The organism is Xenorhabdus sp. IM139775 (assembly GCF_028598745.1).
Lineage (GTDB): Bacteria > Pseudomonadota > Gammaproteobacteria > Enterobacterales > Enterobacteriaceae > Xenorhabdus.
The window spans coordinates 1-17,582 of sequence record NZ_JAQRFK010000068.1 but is presented as its reverse complement, the minus strand read 5'-3'; the positions used below and the strand labels follow the sequence as shown (position 1 = coordinate 17,582).

Genomic DNA, 17,582 nt, shown 5'->3' with positions numbered 1-17,582 from the left:
AAAGGCTGTTTTCTGAACAACCTTTCTTTTGTTTAACCCTCATTTAATGTCGCAGAGTTACTATATCTGCGTACTACATTTTCCCAGCTACTTTTACCCATTCCCGCTCCGTTTCCTACACGGAGCTTTTTTTTGGGGGGGGAACTGGCGGCTTATTGCTTCTGATGCATCATATAACGATACAGGCGAGCCGCTCTCTCCGGCGGTAATGCAAGAAATCGTTTATTAATATCAACAAGCAGCTCGCAGCCTTTCTCTTGATTAGCATTAATACTCTGAACAGAGTCTAACAAGGCAATATCTTCACCATATTGATTCACCATCTCAAGCATAATGGTTTCTAAATCTTGTAAGGCCAACACATAATCTTCGATGGTGGATTGATATTGTCTCTCACTATAAGAGGCGATAATCATTTCTCTGTTAGCTTTATTTCGTTGGATAGACAATGCTTTTGGAAACAATTTTTCCATGTCGAGAAGATCATAAATATTTTTATTCATCTCTGGCAGCGCAAACCTAAGACATTTTTCAGCACTCTCTTTCTGCAAATGTTCCAGTTGTTTTACGATTATGTTTATATGAGAGAGAAGTTCTTTATCAGGAGCAAACGAAATACGCTGATTGGTGAGTGAGATGATTTGATTAGCCACTTCACCATAAATAATATCATGACTTCTCCCTTCTTTTTGCAAAGCAATAATTCTCTGTTTAAATTCATCGTAAAGTTTGGGATCTTTATTCTTAATAATAAGAAAAATAGATTCATCCCCTTTTGATATTACAAACCCTGTTTCATCAATAACAAAGCCTTTATTACTGCGCAATACTTTAAAATCAAATAAATTCCAACCTACTGTGATAACAATAAAGATGACAATGGCTATTGTTTTACTTATTTTGCCTTTTTTCTGCATAACCCAGAGAATAGCACCCACCAGCCCACTAAAGATCCCACTAAAGACAATGTGTTCCCAAGCCATCTGTTACCCTTTCTGTTGCAGAAGATGAAAGAACACATTATGGATAAAAACAGGCAAACAATCACTTATTCAGTCAGGTTATTTTACAGATAATTCAAATAATCACTTTATTTATTATTTTAATAAATATAACAACAACTATAAATATATTCGTCATGCTGCAAGATGCACTTATTATCTCCCCGCGATGCGGGGAGATAAAATGCCAGATAAGGTGAATCAATGTGCTATTTTCGGTTCTTTGGCCGCCGCCTCTGCCCATTCCACCATCGCAGGATGGCTTAGCATACGATCAACCCATGCCTGACTGATCGCCGAAAATTTCAATCCATAAGTTTGGGCACGGAAAGCCACCGGCGCATAAAACGCATCCACCGCCGTGAATTTATCTCCCGCCAGCCAGTTCCCCCTGAATTGAGCTAGCCCTTTTGCCCAAAGTGCATCGATTCGTTCAATATCACACTGTAATTCAGCGGTTATTTCATGCAACTCCGTTCTGATGGCGCAATTCATCATGCAAATTTGACGTAATGCAGCAAAACCAGAGTGCATTTCCGCCGCCGCACTTCTCGCCCATGCCCTGGCGGTTTTATCTGATGGCCAAACCTGAGCATGTTCCTCCGCAATATATTCCACAATCGCCAGCGAATCCCAAACCGTCATGGTTCCATCAATCAAACAGGGAACCAACCCCGTGGGTGAAAATGCTTTAAATTTCTCATGACTGCTTTTGCCATCTTCGAAATAGCTTAATTTTTCATGGAAAGGAATACCCAGCGCCTTAAGCAAAATCCACGGACGCAGTGACCAGGAAGAATAATTTTTATTGGCTATCCACAATGTATACATCGTCTTTCTCACTATAATAAAATGGTATAATTACTGAGGTAAATTATATACTCTATAAACTTCAAGTTGCATGAAAAAAGTTAAATCCACTTATTATTACCCTCCCTTAAAATAGCAAATAAGTTAATTATGCAAAATAATTCGTTTCTTATAAAATCACAGTTATTCATTACAAAATATCATATTGTTAGAATTAAATTTCATAAAAACCATCAGCACATAAACTAAAGAAATTAATTCACTATGAATTTCAGGCGCAGTCGTCTATATTGTAGAAACATCTTTATATTAAAAATAAGGATATAATATGTTGTTTAAGAACACGGCCACGAGATTTGGTCATATCTCTGTTTTTATTCATTGGCTGGTGACGTTCGCCGTTTATGGCATGTTTGCGCTGGGATTATGGATGGTCACATTAGGTTATTACGATACTTGGTATCATCGTGCACCGGAATTACATAAAAGCATAGGGTGTTTATTATTTATTGTCATGGTTATCCGAGTCATATGGCGATTTATTTCTCCACCCCCTAAACCCCTGACAAACTATAGTCATTTAATACGCATGAGTTCACAACTCATGCAGCTTGCTCTCTATATCACCCTGTTTGGTATTCTATTGAGTGGATACCTCATTTCTACCGCCGATGGGCAACCTATCAGCATTTTTGGCTGGTTTGAAATGCCTGCAATCGTAACAGGAGAAGGGTTTCAGGCTGATACGGCGGGCGTTATTCATCTTTATCTTGCCTGGAGTGTGGTCGTGCTCTCCCTGCTGCACGGGCTTGCTGCCCTGAAACACCACTTTATCGATCGTGATACCACCTTAAAAAGAATGTTTGGTTACAAACCAGATTAAAATGACTTTGGAGAATCATTATGCTGAAAAAGACGCTAATAGCCCTGACTGTCGGGGGATGGCTGATGAGTACAGGCAGCGCACTCGCGGCTGACTATAAGTTAGATAAAATAGGCCAACATGCCTTTATTGAATTTCGTATTCAGCACTTGGGATTTAGCTGGCTTTATGGTGGTTTCAGGGATTTCGATGGTAGCTTTACGTTTGATCCGCAAAATCCGGCCAATGATAAAGTGAATGTCGTTATCAAAACCGATAGCGTAGACACCAAACACGCCGAACGCGATAAGCATTTGCGTGGTTCGAACTTTTTAAACAGTAAAAAGTATCCTGAAGCAAAATTCACCTCAACCCATGTCAAAAAAGAAGGTGAACATTACTTTGTTACCGGCGATTTCACCTTAAATGGCGTAACCAAGCCGGTGATACTGGATGCAAAATTGATCAATGCAGGAAATGACCCGTGGGGTGGATACCGTGCGGGCTTCGAGGCTACCGGTAAATTGAAGCTGAAAGACTTTAATATTAAAGAAGATCTGGGGCCAAAATCACAGGAAGTCGAGCTGATCATTTCTGTTGAAGGCGTACGGGAAAAAGCCTGATCATTACCTATCCATCAAAGCACTGTCCATAAAAGAACGCGGTATAAAAAACTACCGCGTTCTATTTTATGGTTTATTTATTGTGCAATCAGTTCATTAACATGCCGCGTTATTGATGCCAAGGCATCATGGGCATCATAATCTGCCTTGATGATCTGTGCCTGCTGGCGCCATATCGGGGAAGATAATATCCTTGTCACCGCCTGATATAATTGCTGTTCACTGGGTGTATCCGTATGCAGGCTGATGCCACAACGCGACCAGATAACGCGGGCGACAGCTTCCAGCTTACCATCTCCTGTTCCCGCGACCACCAAAGGGACACCGTGGCGAATGGCTGAATTCAGTGAACCATAACCACCATTGGTAATAAAAATCGATGCCTTGGGTAGCCAGTGTTCAAAATTGAGATATTCGACGACTCTGGCATTGTCTGGCAGATCTTCACCCAAGATATCGACAGAACGCCCGCCTGTGATCGCCAATACCCGAACAGGTAAAGCGGCCAATGCACGCAGTGTCGGTAATATCACTTGGCTAAAATCAATATTAGCCAGTGTTCCCTGAGTCACCAAGATCAATGGCAGGCTTTCATCCGGCCAACTGATTTCCGTTTTATCATCTTCCACTTTCACCGGCAGCGCACCGATAAAATCCACCGTGGCAGGTAAATTATCACGAGTAAATTCAAATAGTTGTGTTGCCAGTTGCAAGTAACGATCAACGCCGCTCATCAACACATCATTATAATCCCCGGTCAGTGGGCGACAATCGACGGCAACCAGCGACTGATTGAAGGCTTCCCTGACCTGTTCAATTAATTGATGCGTTTCCCCATCCACTAATTGCTCGCGGGTTAAATCCGCAGGCAATAATTCAGGGGGGATCCTCGCTCCCCAGAATACGGCATCCTTTGATGACCACGGCAGCGGAGTCACGCCAATCGCAATGACAGGAATACGTTTGTCAGCCGGTTGCTGCAATAGCGGCAAAGCGGCATAAAAGGTATTGTCGATAATCAGCAAATCAGCGCGTTCCTCCGCAATCACTTGCCCCAACTGCGTCGACAACACAGGAACAGGCGCGGCAAAAAATTTCCTTAACGATAGCGCCATCTGAACATTTCCCGGCGGATGTTCTGCCCGTTCAGGAAAATATTTTTCCAGACAGCGGTAATCAACATCCACTCGCTCATCGAAAGGAACAAACGTGGCACCTAATGCTTCCGTTTGCTGTTGAAACAGGCTTCCACTGAATAGGGTGACATCATGTCCCTGTCCGATTAAATGTTCCGCAATCGTGAACATTGGGAAAACATGGCCGGGCGTTGCAATGGCCGCTAAAACAATACGAGACATTAATCAGGCCTCCTTCAAGGCAACATCGATTCCATCAGCATTGGAAACCGAAATAGTGTGGAAACTGTGATTGTGACACACAGGCACGCCATGAATATGCACCCGCTGAATATGGCGGGGAGAGCGGGAAATGAAAGCCTCACGGCCATGCAATAAAGTGAAATTATCACAAATCGCCATGTCACCCGACTGCCATTGATGGGCATAGAAATAACGCGGATCGTATAATCGGTTATACAGCGTTTCCTCAAGGTTTTTTTGCTCTTCCTGCGATATGCCCTCTATCTTCAAAGAGTGATGATCAGCATACTTAGTCTCATCTTTACCCATCGGCTCATTGTAACGCATCACCCATTTTTTACCGTCGGGATGAAGACACACTAAGGGGGAAACAACTTCGCCGCCATAATGGGTCACCCGGCTTGTGCGGTAGGTAATGGTGATATTCTTCCAAGTATCACGTTCATCATCACTGGCATCGATAATCAATTGTTCCGTGTTGACAAATGTAGTACGCCCCCCTTGAGCCACTTCCGGGGCAGAAACACAGTGAAAGATCTGAAATTCTGGGATCGTCTCTCGATACATCCCATCCCAATGCAGCGGCACACTACCACTGTCCAGAACATGGTCAGACGGATCAGGGGATTCCTTGACATCCAAGACAGCACCAAACGGCCACATCATGATTTCACCCCAACGGCTGGAATATTCCGTTAATTTCTCTTTATGCGTAAAACCAGATTGGAAGCCACGTAATACCACCAGCAGATGCTCACGAGCCAATTCACGCAAGGCATCAACTGACAGTGTAGTAATATCCTGATCAGGGTTATTGGGTGTAATAAACACGCCAAAAGGTTTCATCAATTCAATATGACAATCAAGTTCATAGGTATTCATGATTTTTCTCTCTACGATGCGATATATTCTGCTTTTGCCGTTGCTGTCCGGGATGCTGTTTGCAGGTTTCCTGCCAATGGTGCTTCAATCAAGTAATGGCTCGGAACGCCCCGGATTTCGATCAGCTTGCCATTCATCTTTTTCACTTCATCACTTTTCATCAGCACAAACTGACCATTAATGTTGGCGGCGACGCCGTGCCACGGCGTCAACCAATCATCCCGGGTCGGCATCATATGAATACCCATTTTGATACTGTCCGTGGGTTGCGGATGGATAGAAAGACGGATCGCTAATGGGAACTGCTCGGCCAGCAAATTACCCCACGCCCAGCTACGTTGGATAACCCCGGCTGAACGCTGGCGGGCATCTTTTTGCAACGCATTTTTCGAACCTGTGTATTCCGGCAATAAACTATCTTCATAAAGAAAACGCGTAATCGCCCGATATAATTGAACACCCTCTTCGGTTTTTTTAAGCTCTTCTTTAATCTCCTCAATGGATCGAGCATAACGGCTGACCAATAATTCACGCAGTTGATCGTAATCATGGGTATATTGCGTCAGTGATTCAACGTTACCAAGATTAAACACCGAAAGATGCGTTGCGCCCAGTTCATGCAGCAGCTTTTCAATTTCTAATTGGTAATAGGTAATGGAGTCATCATCGACATGGATAAGATCACTAAAAACATGCCCGTCAGAACAGATAACAATATGGGCTCCTGGTGGATAATAAAGCTGAATACGCTGACAAAGGGAGTTCAGAAAAATCAATGATAATTTTTCTGCCATATCCGGCATTTTACCCAATACTTTTCTCGGGTTCGGGGATTTTGTCGGAAACGCCGGTAAGATACACTCAATCGGTTTCCCCTGTTCCACAAAGGCACGGATACGTGGAAGCTGAACGTCGGAAACCTTTTTTTCTTCATCTTGAAGTGTATGTTCGGATTCAGGGAAACGGCGCCGGTACTGCAATAACTCATGTAGAATTTTGTTCGACACTTCTTCTATATCAAGACGTTCCATAATTCATTCCTAATTTATTACATTTACATCACAGCTAATTAATGCAATGGGTAATATGCAGATATTTTCGAATATAAAACACCAGCTCACATGCTTTTGAATATAGCAAATTAAAAACATAGAAATAAAACTTACAAAAAGGAAATAACTATATACAACCAAACCTAACTATAAATATATTGAGGTTTTTTCATTTTATCTTATTTTATTACACGTATTATATAATTGTAAAAATCCTGCCTATAAATATACCGCATCATAATTCCATAAAAAAATTAATTTTTTTAAAAAAATAATTCAATTTTTTTGATGGTGTTACGAAACTCAAATAAAGTTCAACTTCTTTAGAAAATATTATTTTTTAAAGCCATATTATTTAGATATCTCATAATATTTATTACAGGAGAAAAAATAATATATGGCGAATTTACCAATAAATCAGGAAAAGAGGTGACAACACGCCATATACTCAAAACCAGCCCATCAAGTCACGCAATGTTATTATTGCATGAGAAATTAACCAGCAAACGGCTGAAAAAATCACAGAAAAAAAAGCCATGCTAAACATGGCTTGTCAACATGAGGGAAATATTAATCAACGGATGAATCATCTTTCTGTAATAATATTCGGTATGCCAATCCACCGATAGCACCACCAATTAATGGAATCAACCAAAATACCCAAAGCTGCTCCAATGCCCAGGTGCCCTGAAAAATAGCAACCGCTGTACTTCTTGCCGGGTTAACCGATGTATTTGTGACGGGAATACTGATTAAATGAATCAGTGTCAATGCCAAACCAATCGCTAATGGTGCGAAACCTGCCGGCGCATTTTTATCGGTTGCCCCAAGAATGACGATTAAGAAAAATGCGGTTAATACTAATTCAATAATAATGGCAGCTTGTAATGAAAAACCACCGGGAGAGTGTTCTCCATAGCCATTTGACGCAAAACCCGTTGCCGTTGCATCAAAACCACTTTTACCGCTGGCGATAAGATAAAGTATCGCTGCCGCCGCAATGCCGCCAATCACTTGGGCAATGATATAAGGAATGACATCTTTCGCAGCAATGCGCCCACCCGCGTATAACCCCAATGTTACCGCCGGATTAAAATGCCCTCCTGAAATATGCCCCACTGCATAGGCCATCGTGACCACCGTTAAGCCAAAAGCCAGAGATACGCCGACAAAACCAATCCCTAGCTGTGGAAATGCCGCCGCTAAAACAGCACTACCACATCCCCCCAATACCAACCAAAAAGTACCCAAAAACTCTGCCGATAATTTTTTAAACATTCTTTGATTCCTCAATGAGATCTGCATGAATGCAAAAGAATCCAAAAATAGTTTAGTTAGTATTTTTCAATATGGGCAAGGAATCGCGGGCAGAAATGAAGAAATGTATTTTTCAACAACCTGAGTTTAATATGAAAAACTCAGGTTGTTGATTTAGCTAATCAATCACTTATTCAATGACCGATGTCTTTACCTCATCGGGAGCCTGCCAAATACGATATTTAACGGTCATCGTTTTTGGCGCGTAGACGACAACAGGTAATTTGCTGTTATAACGTACAAACGCATCTTTACCTAACTGAACCTGAACAAAGCGCGTTGTTTTTTCTTTAGTCGGACAAGCCATTTTGGTTGACGCGGGGCCGGTAACATTATTTAGCACGTAATAATCATACCCCCATCCTTCCAGTGTTTTTGTCTCCAAATTACCGCCAAACCAGTGGTGGTTACAATCCACTTTCATCTCTTTGCCAATCACCAACTCAACCATGTAGTCGTTTTCATGCTCTTTTTGCGGCAATTCAATCACACTACGGGTCATGTTCTCAGCAGGCGCAGGATACGGGGCGATGTCTTCAAGTTTTTTGTCCGCAAAAACAGAAGTCGACACCATCAATGCCGCTAAAGGGAATAAATAATTTTTCATATATCACCTCTGAATATATTTAAAAAGGAGACTGGATAATAACAACAAAAAAATTGGGGTAAATTATGTTTTTTGGCAAGGAACTGATTTTTAACGGCGTTAGGTAAGATGGGAAATATTTCTTTATAACCAATGTCAAATTTTATTAATAATCAACCAGACAAACAGGTGCTACCAGTTCTTTTTTATGTGATATCTCTCAAATCTGATATTACAATGAGCTGCTACACTCGTTGAGTGTGGTAGTAAATTTCGTCTAGGAGGTCTCATGTTTCCAGAATATCGTGATTTAGTATCCAACTTAAAATCGTCTCATCCCCGTTTCCAATCCCTGTTTGAAAAACATCACCAACTTGACCACGAGATAACCCAACTTGAAGGCCCTAATGGCGCCGGCTACAACGATAAAGTTGTGCGCCTGAAAAAAGAAAAACTACACGTCAAAGATGAAATGCAAAGGATTTTGCAGGAAGAATATCAGAGCCAGAAGTGACCCTGCTTAATGGTTTTGACGCCTACTTTGTTGACAAGTAGGCGTCACAAAAAAAGTTCTCCATTAGAGAACCATTTCTATTCAATATCCGCAAAAAAGCCACCATTACGGTGGCAAAAACGGGAGCAATGTTTTTTCGTTATTGATGTTTTTACATTCATTACTGCACGGCAGCGGCTTTCTGGCGAGGTTGTCTCTTCGTTTTTGCCCTTGGGTGCGGCGTAACATTCTGGACTTCACCCGGCTTAGAAATGAAACGCACAAAGGTTTCATGGCTGACGAACGTTGCTCCACAATTGATATTCTGACATTGGTTATAGCGCTCCTTTGTTTGGCTTGAATGCTCAAAGCTGCTACGAGTATGCGCTGACTGACCACACAGAGGACACTTAATCATATTGTTCACCTTTCTTGAAATCACTGTTTTTAAAATCAATGTCTTGAAATAATACCATCTCGTCTGGTGAACAATATAACAAAGATCTCATATTGAGATCAAGAGCTCATTTTAAATTTCATCGATTTTTATTTCGAGATCCAATGATGTTGTAAAACCACTGTCATTGAGCACATGTGTCACTTTGATCAGCGTCCAATGCGTCCCATCAATTTCCGTCTTAAATCCCTCTAATTGGATAGGCGTTTCAGGGTAAATATCAGCACGTCCCATCGCCAATGTGATGGAAAACTGTGCTGCCCCCCGCTGCATTTTTTCCCATACGGCTTTAGCGGCACGTTCCGCCTCTTCCTTATTAGAATAAGTGCGCGAAAGGGTCAGAATATTCTCTGGAGTTCCCACCAAATAGTTTGAGGATTCTTGCTTCACTGTTGTTGTTTGATGATGTTCAATCTTTGACTCACTCCTCTCTTCACGAGATAAGCTTCCCTCAATATCGAGACTTATTTCTGTCTCGCGACTTCCGTTATCTCTGTTTTTCCTTTTGCGTTCATTTTTTATATAAGCGGGTTTTTCTCTACCTTTAGTTTTTGGATTTTTTTTCAGCGACTGGACGTTGTCGGGCTTAGCCAGACTGACTCCACCAGACTTAGCAAGATGGGCATCGCCAGATGATTTGTGTTTAAGATCTTTTTCCTGCTTAAAGGATTGCGGTTCTTTTTTCTTGGAAAGATGAGAACTGCCCCCTTTTGGGGCGGAAATTTTGCTTTTTTGAACTGCATCCTTGTCAGGGGATTTATTCTCGCTGCTTTCATATTTAATGGTAATTTCGGCTTTTTCGTCCTTTGATTCTATTCGCCTCAATTTAACCACCTGCTTAGTGGCCGTGCGTGTATCCAGCCACTGGACGTCAACCCCCGTATAGGCTTCACGATCGGACAGAGAAAAGCGATGACTGTCCCCTGAGTGACGAGTAATCAATATCAGTGGAATATCCTGACCACTCGCCGCTTTATTCTGTCCCTGACGAATAAACAGCAATTCACCATTTTTGACTGAGGCAACCGCCCCTTCCTGCTTTGCCACTCGTGTCAAAAAGCTCACGTCAGATTCATTAGTCTGATCGATATGCATGGAGATGCCTTTCAATTCCTGACTGATTTTAAATTTCAGTTGGTTTCTCATGGCAATCGTACTCACAATGCTTTCTAACGTGTGTTTATGATAGGAGTATTCGCGTTTAACATTCAAATCACCACGAAAATCCGCGCTGCGGGCACGAATAGTCAGTCGATCAGGTGCACCAGAATGTTCAATTTCATCAACAACAAATTGTCCCTTCGGCGTTAAGGGGTGGCCGTGCCACCCCAGTTCCAATGTGAGAATATCGCCCCGGCGAGGCAGCCTCAACATGCCATCCGCATCATCCAACTCAATATCAAGCTGGTCTGATTCCAGGCCACGGTTATCCGTCAGCGTTAACGACATCAGGCGTGATTGAATCTTCCCACTGATATCCTTATTGTTGATTTCCAGACGAAAAGTAGGCTTACTGGTTTTTCCGGTGACCAAATCAAATTGAGGAACCCAATCCGTATTCGGTATCCACTTTTCAGAATCAATCATGAGAATACTCCCTTGGCTTTATTGACCATCTCATTGTTGTCAGGAATTTTCTTCGGCAAATTGGGTAGCTCTTTCTTGATATCAGAAAGTTGATCCTGCAAATCGCCCAACATTTCAAGCAGATTGTTGTCAACACGCCGTAAGGTCAGCGTAAAACTGATTTTTCTCGCTGCTCCACCAGACATAAATTCCGTTTTTGTCTCATCAATACTTTCGATAACAAACATGCCGTAAATCGCACCACTGCCATCAATGAAAGACCATGCTTTACCACTGTCTGCCATCGACTTCAATGCAGTCAGAGAAAGCGATCCCCCCGTCAGTTCAGGATAAAGCTCACCCGAAAGCGTGACGGTATCGTTATCTGAACCAACAAACTGCCATGCAGGCCGTGCTCCCACACGGCTATTGAAGGCATGTCGCCAACTTTGTTTATATTGGAAAGTCTGATATGGCGTTGTTTTCAGCATAAAAACAAACAAGCCCAGTGCAGCCATCATAAGAAATCTTCTCCTCTGTCAGAAAGTGAGCTACGCATACGGGCCTGCTGCGCACGTTCCCGTTGTTCCAGTTCCTGTCTGACCATCCGGGCAATATCCTGCGCAGACTGCCCCTGAGATCCATAGACATAGATGTTATATTGCGGCGCCCCGCCATATTGCTGAGGCTGGCTCCGCGCCGGTTTCGCCTGAACTTCCTCATAAGTATGGGCTGGCAAACTTTGCGCATGTAACGGCGCATCCTGCGCTGCAACAGGCAATGACATTGAGCTAACGGCAAGCCCCACGGCAGCAAATTTCGCCGTATTTTTCCGGCTGGTGACATCGGCTCGTCCATTAACAAGTTCAGGGCCATATTCACCGACAATACCGACTTTTCCGGCGGGAATAACACCCCCACTATCATAAAGACCACTCACTTGCTTCGCTTTTCCAGCGGTTTCACTCTGGGTTATTTCCTGGGAAGTTTTTACCGTAACTTCCTTTTTATCATCACCAGACCACCACGATTTAAATATGTCAGTAATAGAGGAAATCTTACCTTTCAATGCCTCCCATTTTTCTTGAATACCGGTTAACAAACTGTCGATCATTTCTGATCCCGCCGCTTTTAATTTTTCTGGAATAGCTTGAACATCTGCAACAATTTCATTCCATTTATCGGAAATGGATTTTTTGACGCTTTCCCAGATTTCCAAAGTATTTTGTTTAACCGATTCCCAAACTTCACTTATTTTAGCTTTAATCCCCTCCCAAACTTCCGAGGCACTTTGTTTAATGGCATCCCAGTTTTGGTAGATAATTCCGAACAATCCACCATTCATGAAATAACTTTTAATACCTTCCCATGCGGTATTAACAAGGTTTTTAATGCCTTCCCAAGCACCGCTGAAGATATTTTTAATGCTTTCCCATAAAGCGGTAAATTTTGGCCCCAATGATTCCCAATTCTGCCAAATATAAATAGCCGCCATTGCGATAATACCAATAATCGCAAGAATTGGGTTTGCCATCATAGCCCGGCCAATAAACATCATTGCCTTGCCTAATACGCTGAAAGCCCCACTTAAAAAAGATAATCCTTTTACACCAACACTTACCAGGATATTTATTCCACTCCCCAGAACACCAAAAACTTTTTGACCAATATTTCCTAATAATCCCAAGCCTTTTCTTTGGTTTCCAAAAGTATCTTTGCCTCCTTTATTCGATAACAGATCAGCTCCATCATTAAGTGAGCCAAAAACCTTGCTGCCGGTTTTACCAAAAAAATCCATGGCAGCCCTTAGCGCTTCCAAAGCTTCAGTTCCTAACTGCGCAAATGCCTTCAAACCAACGTTTAAATTCTCCAGCGCCTGAATACCGACTTCTGCAAATCTATTAATATTGGCTCTTAAATCTTCTAGGGCTTGGGAGCCAATCTGAGTAAATACATCCAAAGGCGCGGTTAATTTATTCAGTGCCTGAACACCCAGTTGCACAAACGCATCCAGTGTGGATTTTAATTTATCCAGTGCCTGAGTTCCCAACTGGGCAAATATATCCAAAGGCGCGGTTAATTTATTCAGCGCCTGAACACCCAGTTGCACAAACGCATCCAGTGTGGATTTTAATTTATCCAGTGCCTGAGTTCCCAACTGGGCAAATATATCCAAAGGCGCGGTTAATTTATTCAGTGCCTGAACACCCAATTGCACAAACGCATCCAGTGTGGATTTTAATTTATCCAGTGCCTGAGTTCCCAACTGGGCAAATATATCCAAAGGCGCGGTTAATTTATTCAGCGCCTGAACACCCAATTGCACAAACGCATCCAGTGTGGATTTTAATTTATCCAGTGCTTGAACACCTAACTGTGCGAAGAAATTCAGGCTGGCTTTTAACTCTTCAAAAGCGTTAAGTCCTAACTGCAAAAATACGTCCAGACTGGATTTTAATTTATCCAGTACCTGAATGCCTAATTGCGCGAAAAAATTCAAACTGGCTTTTAATTCTTCAAAAGCGTTAAGTCCCAACTGCAAAAATGCGTCCAAACTCGATTTTAATTTGTCCAGTACCTGAACGCCTAATTGCGCGAAGAAATTCAAACTGGCTTTTAATTCTTCAAAAGCGTTAAGTCCCAACTGAACAAATACATCCAAAGGATATGTTAATTTATTCAAAGCCTGAGTGCCTAACTGCATAAAAGCATTCAAGCTGGATTTTAAGGTTTCCAGGGCCTGATATCCCAGATCCGCAAAGGTATTCAGGCTGGACTTCAATGTTTCCAACGCCTTAATACCTACCTGCGCAAAAGTATTCAGACCGGACTTTAAGGTATCCAGAGCCTGACGACTCAGTTCTGCAAACTGATTCAGGCTACCTCTTAGATCAACAAAAATTTGAATTCCAACCTGGGCAAAAATATTCAGGCTGGTTCGTAACTCAACAAACGCCCTAACGCCCAGTTGCACAAAAAAGTTCAGGCTGGTTCTTAATTCAGCAAAAGCCTGAATGCCCAATTGAGCAAATAGATTCAAATTGACGCTTAAAGCGTCAAATGCTCTTATGCCAAGATTGCCAAAAATTTGTATATAACCAACCAGCATTTGAAATACGACTTTGACTGAACCCGTAGTTAATTTCAAAACGGCATTAATTTTATTCAGAATACCAAATAAAATAGTTATTCTTGGATTAATATTAATGACCAATTTATCTAACAATGAAAAATTGTTAGTCATATTCCCGGTGACACCAAGATTAAATTCATTTTTTTTACTGGATGAATTTTCCTGTTTAATAACCTGAGTAGTTTGAATAATATTGGCGGATTGATTAGCGGCATTCACCTGCATGACTTTCGAGGAGTTTTGCCGCGCAGGGAAAGATTGTTTAATTGTTTGATTATAGGCTTTAAGATCGGCACGCATACGCGCAGTTTCCTGCGCATAACCGACAATAGGTTTTAATCCCTCAACAGTCTTATTGAGCTTTTTAAACTGGTTATGAACTTTATCGACTGAACCTACCAGTTTTTTCTGATACTGCTGAAAAGATTTAAAGGAACTGGTCAGCTTTCCTACGACACCCAGTACCTTATCTAGCTGCGACGGTATATTACTCATTTTCTGCACCACTTCTTAAAATGGCCCGATGTCGCCAGTCCAATAGTTCCGACAATGACATTTCATCTGTCACTGCCGGTGACCAGTGAAAAACGGTGGCGATATCTGCCACCAATTCATCAACAGTTAATCGTTCTGGGAATCGGACTTGACCGACTTCGGCAACAAAAAATTGACCACCTCCACACTGAGATTAATCAGATCACCCGGTGACATCATCATCAGGTCATTTTTGGTCAATGCAGGGGTGGTTACACGTGGCAGGACCAGTAGCATAGAATCCACATCCATTTCCAGCAGAGCCTGTAAACGTGCACCGCGCAACGCGCCGCTGTTCGGTTTGCGTATCATCACTTCCGTGATTTCACCGTTGCCCCGCGCCAGTGGTGCTTCCAATTCGATGGTACGCAGATCGTCATTTTGAGTGTTCAGTGTTTCTGTCATGGTTCAACCTTGTTTATCCGATGAGATAACCTGTCTCAACAGGCACGAAGAGACAGGCAATACGTTTTTAAAAAAGCTAATTGCTAAAAGAGCGATTAAAAAAGACCGATAGCGCGGCGATGCTGCTCCAGACGATCAACGCCGCCGACTTTCTCAACCATGTTGACGGTGTCGATTTCAATCAGTTCTTCGCCATCCCATGTCAGTTTGAAGTAAGTATTTTTGGCGGTGATTTTGGTCTGCGTGTTATCACCTTGTTTATAAGTGCCGTGATCGAACTCCTGGAAGCGACCACGCATCACAACTTCAACGGCAACGACGTCGCCGGTGTCATCACGCTCAAAAGAGCCTGCGAAGCGCAGCATGACGCCATCGGCTTTTGCAATGCCCCACTGTTTGTAAAGTTGGGCTTCAATGCCGCCCAGAGTGAATTCCGCATCCAATGCGCCTTCATCCAGACCCAGATCCACCATTGCGCTGCCGTTCATGCCGGCTCCGCGATAGGCTTCCAGTTTGCGGCTTAACTTAGGAAGCGTCAGTTCTTCCACGATCCCCTGATAATTGTTGCCATCATTGAACAAGTTCAGGTATTTAAGTTTGCGAGGTAATGCCATCAGTTAGCCCCTTAGTTATTGATACTTTTCGCGAAATCCATCAGGTAACTATCTGTAATACGCTGGCGTAACATCATGTTTTCCAGTGGTGGTACAGGTGTATAGTCGTAATCGATGGTCAATTTGCCGGCTTTCAAGGTGTCCTTGTCATTAGCCTTGTCGTCATACCAGCAGCGGCCATCAATGATGTAACCACCGGCTTTCAGTTCGCGGAACTTGGCATTGATGCCTTCGATAATGTCGCGTACCAGTGATGGCGTCAGCGGCTTATCGATAGCCCACATGTGGGAGTCAGCCATAGTGTCAGCCAGAACCTGAGCGGTACGGGTGTAGCTTTCGAACTGGAACAGTGGCTCACCTGCACCTGCACAAGTGCGCGAACCCCAGAAACGGAAGCCGTTTTTGCGGATAAGCGTCGTGATGCCAGCGCTGTTCAGCAGATCAGAGTCAGTTGCAGTATCTTGCAGATCCCAGAAGACGTCAGCAGACAGGCCAGTCACACCGTTAACACCCACGTTGGACAGCGTTTTATGCCAGCCGGTCTCTTCGTCGATTTTGGCACGCAGCCCCAGGGCATAAGCGGTTGCGAAAGCAGTCGCTTCGCTGCTGGTCACAGTATCCCAGCTCAGGAAATCAGGCCAAATCAGCATCAGCTCACGCTGATGGAAGTTGTCGCGATACTTGATCACTTCTGAGATATTTTTGCAGCCATAAGCGCTGACATAAGCCATTGCTTTCAGTTTCTGGGCAACAGTGGCCAGTGCAGTAACCACTGCTTGTGAATCCAGACCCGGAACCCCCAGAATGCGAGGCTTAACACCGAGCTGGCTTTGTGCCGCCAACAGTGCCTGCATACCGGTTTTCTTACCTTCGTCGGTGACACCACCGATGAGGTTACTCACGGTTTCTTCTTCAGATTTGCCCTCAGCAACACGTACAACGACAGTGACAGGTTGAGCCTGAGCTGCGATTGCTTTCAGTGATGCGGACAAAGTCCCTTTTTTCCCGGCCTTACCACTGGCGCTCATAACGTCAGTAAGCAGAACGGGAGTATCTAATGGAAATGTTTTTTCGTCTGCGTCAGGGGCAGTACACACCATACCTACGATAGCGGTGCTAACGGTAGTGATGGTACGAGTACCTTCATTAATTTCCTGTACACGGACGCCGTGATGATAATCTTGTGCCATATTAGCGATTCTCCTGTTAAGGTGTGCTGATATATTGGCGGATTAAGACTGTAAAATCATGCGGTTAGGGGTGTGTGGTGGCAGGTACAAATGTGTAATGAAATTTTTGTTAAAAATCAATTGGTTGATGTTTTAGGAATTCCAACAGATAAAAAAATCCACCCCAGCGGACGGTTTAGACAGGAGTTATCAGAATAGCTCGCTATGAGAGCCTAATCGGGCAAGTTCCAAAATGGTATTGCCAACTTTTTTGTAAATCGTTTGGCGTCGCTTACTGTCAACCCCATAGACTGGAGTGCTATAGTTGCAAGTTCTTTAGTTTTAGGGTCAATTTTCGCCCTGACATAAGTTTCATTAGCCATTAAAGTCCCCTTTCTTTACATAGCAGATATAAATTGTCGTCCTATCGTAGTCACAGAAAAAGACTAAAAAAAAGTGCTATTGCTGGATGTAACGCATATGAGAACTTTTCACTTATACACGGTGTGGGTGAAATAAACGCACTAAAAATAGCCAATTTTTGTTTGTATTTCGCTCTTCCTGTCTGATGTTTCTATAAATGGAGATATTGGGTATTAAGTGAACCATAAGATAGTTGTTTTTTTGCTTATTGTTCTTCTGGTTATTGCCTTTTGCTTATCGTTGTCAGCTTTATCATGTGTTCATATGGGGTTCTAT

General features: G+C 42.9%; 19 protein-coding genes. 3 read left to right on the top strand and 16 right to left on the bottom strand.

Annotation, left to right across the window (positions count from 1 at the left end):
* Positions 1 to 152: 152 nt before the first annotated feature.
* The gene (locus PSI17_RS13430; protein WP_273552450.1) at positions 153 to 983 is read right to left on the bottom strand and encodes a hypothetical protein; all 831 of its coding nucleotides are present in this window, start codon (positions 981 to 983) and stop codon (positions 153 to 155) included.
* A gap of 219 nt (positions 984 to 1,202) precedes the next feature.
* The gene (locus PSI17_RS13425; protein ID WP_273552449.1) at positions 1,203 to 1,832 is read right to left on the bottom strand and encodes a glutathione S-transferase family protein; all 630 of its coding nucleotides are present in this window, start codon (positions 1,830 to 1,832) and stop codon (positions 1,203 to 1,205) included.
* A 307-nt stretch (positions 1,833 to 2,139) separates the two neighbouring features.
* On the opposite strand from PSI17_RS13425, the gene PSI17_RS13420 reads away from it, so the two are divergent.
* Together PSI17_RS13420 and PSI17_RS13415 are read left to right on the top strand one after the other, a co-directional pair.
* The gene (locus PSI17_RS13420) at positions 2,140 to 2,694 is read left to right on the top strand and encodes a cytochrome b (protein WP_273552448.1); all 555 of its coding nucleotides are present in this window, start codon (positions 2,140 to 2,142) and stop codon (positions 2,692 to 2,694) included.
* A gap of 20 nt (positions 2,695 to 2,714) precedes the next feature.
* Entirely contained in the window at positions 2,715 to 3,296 is a 582-nt protein-coding gene (locus PSI17_RS13415) for a YceI family protein (RefSeq protein WP_273552447.1), read from the top strand.
* A gap of 77 nt (positions 3,297 to 3,373) precedes the next feature.
* Here PSI17_RS13415 and PSI17_RS13410 read toward each other — a convergent pair whose 3' ends face one another.
* From PSI17_RS13410 to eco, 5 genes are all read right to left on the bottom strand, one after another.
* Positions 3,374 to 4,654, bottom strand: a complete 1,281-nt coding sequence (locus tag PSI17_RS13410) for a glycosyltransferase (protein WP_273552446.1) — start codon at positions 4,652 to 4,654, stop codon at positions 3,374 to 3,376.
* A gap of 3 nt (positions 4,655 to 4,657) precedes the next feature.
* A complete protein-coding gene (pvcB, locus tag PSI17_RS13405) occupies positions 4,658 to 5,557 on the bottom strand; it encodes a tyrosine isonitrile desaturase/decarboxylase (protein WP_273552445.1) in 900 nt (299 codons plus the stop codon).
* Positions 5,558 to 5,568: 11 nt separating this feature from the next.
* Positions 5,569 to 6,588 (bottom strand): L-tyrosine isonitrile synthase, encoded by a 1,020-nt coding sequence (gene pvcA / locus PSI17_RS13400; RefSeq protein WP_273552444.1) that lies wholly within the window; start codon positions 6,586 to 6,588, stop codon positions 5,569 to 5,571.
* 591 nt (positions 6,589 to 7,179) lie between these two features.
* Complete coding sequence (gene aqpZ / locus PSI17_RS13395; RefSeq protein WP_273552443.1) at positions 7,180 to 7,887, bottom strand: aquaporin Z; 708 nt, start codon at positions 7,885 to 7,887, stop codon at positions 7,180 to 7,182.
* A 169-nt stretch (positions 7,888 to 8,056) separates the two neighbouring features.
* Positions 8,057 to 8,533, bottom strand: a complete 477-nt coding sequence (gene eco / locus PSI17_RS13390; RefSeq protein ID WP_273552442.1) for a serine protease inhibitor ecotin — start codon at positions 8,531 to 8,533, stop codon at positions 8,057 to 8,059.
* A 268-nt stretch (positions 8,534 to 8,801) separates the two neighbouring features.
* Here eco and PSI17_RS13385 point away from each other — a divergent pair, with 268 nt between their 5' ends.
* Positions 8,802 to 9,026, top strand: a complete 225-nt coding sequence (locus PSI17_RS13385; protein ID WP_273552441.1) for a YdcH family protein — start codon at positions 8,802 to 8,804, stop codon at positions 9,024 to 9,026.
* A 160-nt stretch (positions 9,027 to 9,186) separates the two neighbouring features.
* Here PSI17_RS13385 and PSI17_RS13380 read toward each other — a convergent pair whose 3' ends face one another.
* The 9 genes from PSI17_RS13380 to PSI17_RS13335 form a co-directional block, all read right to left on the bottom strand.
* The gene (locus PSI17_RS13380; RefSeq protein WP_045973604.1) at positions 9,187 to 9,423 is read right to left on the bottom strand and encodes an ogr/Delta-like zinc finger family protein; all 237 of its coding nucleotides are present in this window, start codon (positions 9,421 to 9,423) and stop codon (positions 9,187 to 9,189) included.
* Between the two features lie 111 nt (positions 9,424 to 9,534).
* Entirely contained in the window at positions 9,535 to 11,049 is a 1,515-nt protein-coding gene (locus PSI17_RS17455) for a phage late control D family protein (protein WP_443256031.1), read from the bottom strand.
* Entirely contained in the window at positions 11,046 to 11,549 is a 504-nt protein-coding gene (locus tag PSI17_RS13365; protein ID WP_273552440.1) for a phage tail protein, read from the bottom strand. Before PSI17_RS13365 ends, PSI17_RS17455 begins: the two co-directional genes overlap by 4 nt.
* Positions 11,546 to 14,656, bottom strand: a complete 3,111-nt coding sequence (locus tag PSI17_RS13360; RefSeq protein ID WP_273552439.1) for a phage tail protein — start codon at positions 14,654 to 14,656, stop codon at positions 11,546 to 11,548. Before PSI17_RS13360 ends, PSI17_RS13365 begins: the two co-directional genes overlap by 4 nt.
* Positions 14,649 to 14,768, bottom strand: coding sequence for a GpE family phage tail protein (locus tag PSI17_RS13355; protein WP_010845423.1), 120 nt, complete (start codon positions 14,766 to 14,768; stop codon positions 14,649 to 14,651). Before PSI17_RS13355 ends, PSI17_RS13360 begins: the two co-directional genes overlap by 8 nt.
* A 14-nt stretch (positions 14,769 to 14,782) precedes the next feature.
* Entirely contained in the window at positions 14,783 to 15,100 is a 318-nt protein-coding gene (locus tag PSI17_RS13350; RefSeq protein WP_045971919.1) for a phage tail assembly protein, read from the bottom strand.
* Between the two features lie 95 nt (positions 15,101 to 15,195).
* The gene (locus PSI17_RS13345; RefSeq protein ID WP_273552438.1) at positions 15,196 to 15,714 is read right to left on the bottom strand and encodes a phage major tail tube protein; all 519 of its coding nucleotides are present in this window, start codon (positions 15,712 to 15,714) and stop codon (positions 15,196 to 15,198) included.
* An 11-nt stretch (positions 15,715 to 15,725) separates the two neighbouring features.
* Complete coding sequence (locus PSI17_RS13340; protein WP_273552437.1) at positions 15,726 to 16,904, bottom strand: phage tail sheath protein; 1,179 nt, start codon at positions 16,902 to 16,904, stop codon at positions 15,726 to 15,728.
* Between the two features lie 212 nt (positions 16,905 to 17,116).
* Positions 17,117 to 17,266 carry a type II toxin-antitoxin system RelB/DinJ family antitoxin gene (locus PSI17_RS13335; RefSeq protein ID WP_273552436.1) on the bottom strand — a complete coding sequence of 50 codons (150 nt, stop codon included), beginning with the start codon at positions 17,264 to 17,266 and terminating at the stop codon, positions 17,117 to 17,119.
* Positions 17,267 to 17,582 lie beyond the last annotated feature (316 nt).